Annotated in this window: 5 protein-coding genes; all 5 read left to right on the top strand. The window is 32.6% G+C overall.

Going from position 1 to position 4,507, the window contains the following annotated elements; translation table 11 throughout:
* The coding region (locus J0M08_14175; protein ID MBN8704203.1) for an aldolase at positions 1-384 on the top strand (384 nt) is incomplete at its 5' end.
* Positions 368-922: a sugar transferase gene (locus J0M08_14170; protein MBN8704202.1), complete on the top strand. Its 555-nt coding sequence runs from the start codon at positions 368-370 to the stop codon at positions 920-922. The genes J0M08_14175 and J0M08_14170, both read left to right, overlap by 17 nt.
* A 1-nt stretch (position 923) precedes the next feature.
* Complete coding sequence (gene asnB, locus J0M08_14165) at positions 924-2,705, top strand: asparagine synthase (glutamine-hydrolyzing) (GenBank protein ID MBN8704201.1); 1,782 nt, start codon at positions 924-926, stop codon at positions 2,703-2,705.
* Positions 2,695-3,606, top strand: a complete 912-nt coding sequence (locus tag J0M08_14160) for a hypothetical protein (protein MBN8704200.1) — start codon at positions 2,695-2,697, stop codon at positions 3,604-3,606. The genes asnB and J0M08_14160 overlap by 11 nt, the downstream gene beginning before the upstream one ends.
* A partial coding sequence (locus J0M08_14155) for an acyltransferase (protein MBN8704199.1) occupies positions 3,599-4,507 on the top strand: 909 nt, incomplete at its 3' end. The genes J0M08_14160 and J0M08_14155, both read left to right, overlap by 8 nt.

The raw sequence follows: 4,507 nt of genomic DNA, 5'->3' as shown, positions 1-4,507 counted from the left end.
AGATCTTTGGATATGAAATTTATGTTTGAGCCCCTTTTAGATGGGACTGTTGATGAAATGGTAGTAAATATTAAGAGGAATAGCAAAAAATTTGGTTTTGGAGGGGTGGCTAAAATGGGAATGGGTGTATTACCTTCAGAGCTTGTTATTGCAGAACACATTCGTTTAGGTTCATCATCAGTAATAATATCTCGTTCATTCCATATGAAATCAGAAACTATTGAAGATTTTAAGGCACAGAATTTTGAACATGAAATCAGAAAATTAAAGCAACAAATTTCAATAGCTAAAGATAGAAATATATCTCAGATTTATAATGACAAAATTAATCTTCATGTAGCTATTGGTAAAATTATTGGGGTGTATAGTGAAACGACTAATTGATTTTTTGAGTAGTTTATTTTTAATTGTTTTGACACTTCCACTAATTATACTTGTTTCTTTTTTAATTAAAATTACCGATAAAGGCCCTATTTTTTACCTACAAAGAAGAGTTGGATTACACGGTAAAATTTTCATGATCTATAAATTTCGTTCAATGTATCATGCTCAAGGAAAAGACTGGCCTTACTCGACTTCAACAAATGATCCTCGGATAACTCGAATTGGCTATTACTTGCGTAAATCAAGTATGGATGAAATCCCTCAACTTCTTAACGTCCTTAAAGGTGAAATGAGTCTGATAGGTCCGCGTCCAAATGTTGAGGCCCAGATTTCTAACTATACTCCAGAGGAATATTCGTTGCGAAATTCTGTTTTACCAGGGATTACAGGTCTAGCTCAAGCTACAATTCGTTCATACGGGACGGAGAAAGAAAGGTTGGAAAAAGACTTATTCTATGTCAACAACATGTGTTTTTTACTAGATTTAAAGATTATTTTTTTGACTATTAAACAAGTTTTACTGAAGGGTGGTAATTAGAATGTGCGGGATTTTTGGGTATTACTCTTTTTTAGGGACAGAAATCTCTAAAACACAAGTTCAAGATATGGGTAATATTATCAGCTACCGAGGTCCTGATGGTCAGGGGATTTATTTTGGTGACGGAGTAGCCTTAGGAAATCAACGCCTTGCAATAATAGATATAGCCTCTGGTAATCAGCCATTTTATTCAGACGATCAATCCGTTGTTGTGGTTCAAAACGGCGAAATATTTAACCATATAGAACTAGCAAAAGACCTTGAAGGAACAGAGTTTGAGTGTAAAACGCATAGTGATACAGAAGTAATTTTGCGTTTATATCTTAAATACGGTCAAGATTTTATTTACATGCTTAACGGGATGTTTGCAATTTCTATATTTGATAAAAATTTAGGAAAGGTTTTTTTATATAGGGATCGTGTAGGTGAAAAGCCATTATATTTTTTTCAATCCAATGAAATGCTTATATTTGGTTCTGAAATAAAATCAATACTTGCTGCAGGAGTTCCTCGGAAACTTGATCTTAAAGCTTTAGATACATATTTGTCTTATAATTATGTAGTACCGCCGTTCACGTTATTTCAAGATATCAAACATGTCATGCCTGGTACATATCTTGAAATCGACAAATCTGGGATTGTTACTCACGATTGGTGGCAAATTTCTGATAACGTTGATAAAAATGTTTCAGAATCGGATTGGGTTGAAAAATTTAATACTACCCTAGATGATGCAGTTCGAATACGTTTAAGAGCGGATGTACCTTTTGGTGCTTTTCTGTCTGGTGGGGTTGATTCATCAACAGTTGTCGGTTTAATGAGTAAACATGTTAAAACCCCGGTCCAAACATTTTCTATCGGTTTTGATGACCCTAAATATGATGAATCACCATATGCTGCTCAAGCAGCCTCAAGGTTTTCGACAGATCACTATTGTGAAATTGTTAAACCGAACTTACTTTCTTTGTGGGATCAAGCAGTTTATCACTGTGATCAGCCCCATGGAGACGTTTCATTTATGCCTACATTGAAGGTAGCCCAACTTGCATCTAAACATGTTAAAATGGTATTAACTGGAGATGGGGCTGACGAACTTTTTGGTGGATACGATAAATACAAAACGCTACTTTCATATGAACCTATGTCTGATGAAGAGTTCGAGAAGCGTTACATTGAAAGTGTCACTTTATTCAATAAATCTACAAAGGATTATTTGTATAAAGACACCATAAAAGAGGAACTAAAAAATTTTAGTTCCTCAGAAATATTTATTAATTTATTAAATAAGCATGAAGGTTTTGACAGAATAAATAAAGTATTATTTGTTGACACTTCATTATTGTTATCTGGGAATAACCTTGTAAAACCTGATCGTATGGGAATGGCTGTATCTATAGAAAATAGGGCACCTTTTCTAGACTTTAGGGTTATTGAGCTTGCGTTTTCTATGCCTGGAGATATTAAAATTAAAGAAAATGAAACCAAGTATATATATAAAAAAGCGGTGGAAGGTCTTATAGGAACTGAACTTGCGTATAGAAAAAAACAAATGTTTACAGTTCCAATCGGTGAGTGGTTAAAAACAGATCTGAAAAATATGGTTTGTGAACTTCTTTTATCTGAGACGTTTAAGAATAGGAATTTATTTGATAGTCAGTTTGTATCGAAAATGTATGCAGAACACTGCGCTGGTTCAGCAAATTATACTAGAGAAATACGAGCTTTAATGTCCTTAGAAATATGGTTTAGACAATTTATGCCTGACTATAGATATGGCTTTTAAATTAACATTAAAAAAGCAAAGTCTAATGACTTTGCTTTTTATCGTTATTTTTATCATCGTTGCCGATGTACTAAAAATAACTATGTTTTCCGGTGACATGGATGACGGTTTTTTTTCTCAAGTTATTTATGTTTCTGATAATTTTGCTAACGGTTCAGCATATAGTCCTTTATTTTTAATTCATGTACTTCGGCTTTTAATTGTTGCACCTTTCTTCATTAGTTATTTACTAGGATTACCACCGTTTTTTGACGCTTTATTTTTCATACTATACTTAATACCATTACTGGCTTGTCAAAATAAAGTTTTTAGGAATTTAGGATTGATCGCTATCTTCCTTCCTTTAGCATTCAGCTATAGGACAGTCCTTGGGATGCTATCAATAATATATTTATACTACTGCTTGTTTTATCAAACCAAACGTTATTATTTGATTGGGTTTTCAGCGCTTTTAGCTAATTTAAGCTCAGGGATTGTATTGGGTTGGTTGCTCGCGGTAATTTCATCGATTTTTTATATTAAATCTTTCTATCCTAAATTTTTTGTTGTCATATCTTTTATGATGTTTGGGTTTTTGGGTTCTTTACTTCATAAAATTGAGTATATGATATCCGAGCAAGGTGCTAGCCAGAATGGCAGTGTAATTGAAAGGAGCACCATTTATGTTTCATTTTACAATGGTCAAAATTTTAGGTTTTCACTATATGTCTTTCTGATTTTTATACTTTTTTTTATAGTCGTGGCACCGTTGTATAGTAAAAATTTTAGAGCTAGAAATGCTTTTTTCTTTGCTAGTTCCATTCCCTTAATTTTCTTTGAAGGAGTAGGCTTGATCTCATATTTTTTATGTTTTCTGTTAGTAATTTTTAAAAGTTATTCTAAGCGAGACCAAAGTGAATAGATTAAATAGTCGCTACTATTCTTTAGATTATCTTCGTGGATTAATGGCTTTGTTTGTAATGATTTATCATTACTCAATGTGGTTAAACATTCCTATTTCTACTACAAGTGTAATTGCTAAGCTCGGCGTTTACGCCGTTATTATATTTTATATACTTAGTGGGTTGAGTCTGAGCTTGGTTTATGGTAGCGCAAATGACTTTAACTATAGTAGTTTCTATATAAAAAGGTTTTTTAGAATTTTCCCTTTATATTTTAGTGTGGTTATTCTCACAATTGCACTTCAGTTTATTAATTTTAAAGTTGCAGGGGGGCAGTTCAATTTTGATGCAATGGAGTTTTTATTAAATACTACACTTTTATTTGGGGTGTTTTCGCCAAGTTCTTATATCCCAATTGGTGGGTGGTCAATAGGAAATGAAATATGTTTCTATATTTTATTTCCACTATTAGTTTTTGTTTTTACGAAAAAATCACTTATCCTTAGATTCATTATTCTTTTTCTATCTTTTATCTGCTTTATTTTTTTGAATTTTTTTAAAATAAAAGAGGATGCAAGTGCATGGTCATTGTACATCGTTCCCTATAACCATGTTTTTGTTTTTGTCTTCGGATTTATCATCGGATTTGTTAGACCTGTTATTTCCTTGCGAAAATTATTTTTAATTATTTGCCTTTTTTGTGTCTTAGTATTTTGTTTTTACACTCCTGAGGTTAATAATTTTTCGATGCTTTTTGGGTGGGACCGCTTTACTCTGACCTCTTTAATCTGCATGTTCACATTTGCATATTATTTAGTAAATTTTGAAATGTCCGGTTCACTTCACACAGTTTTTAACTGGCTTGGTGAGCATTGTTATTCAATCTATTTAACTCACCCTCTTGTCTTTTTCCCTATTAAC

This window comes from Bacteroidota bacterium (assembly GCA_017303975.1).
In the GTDB taxonomy this organism is placed as follows: domain Bacteria; phylum Bacteroidota; class Bacteroidia; order JAFLBG01; family JAFLBG01; genus JAFLBG01.
Note: the sequence above shows the minus strand (reverse complement) of the source record. Positions and strands in the feature narration are given on the sequence as shown.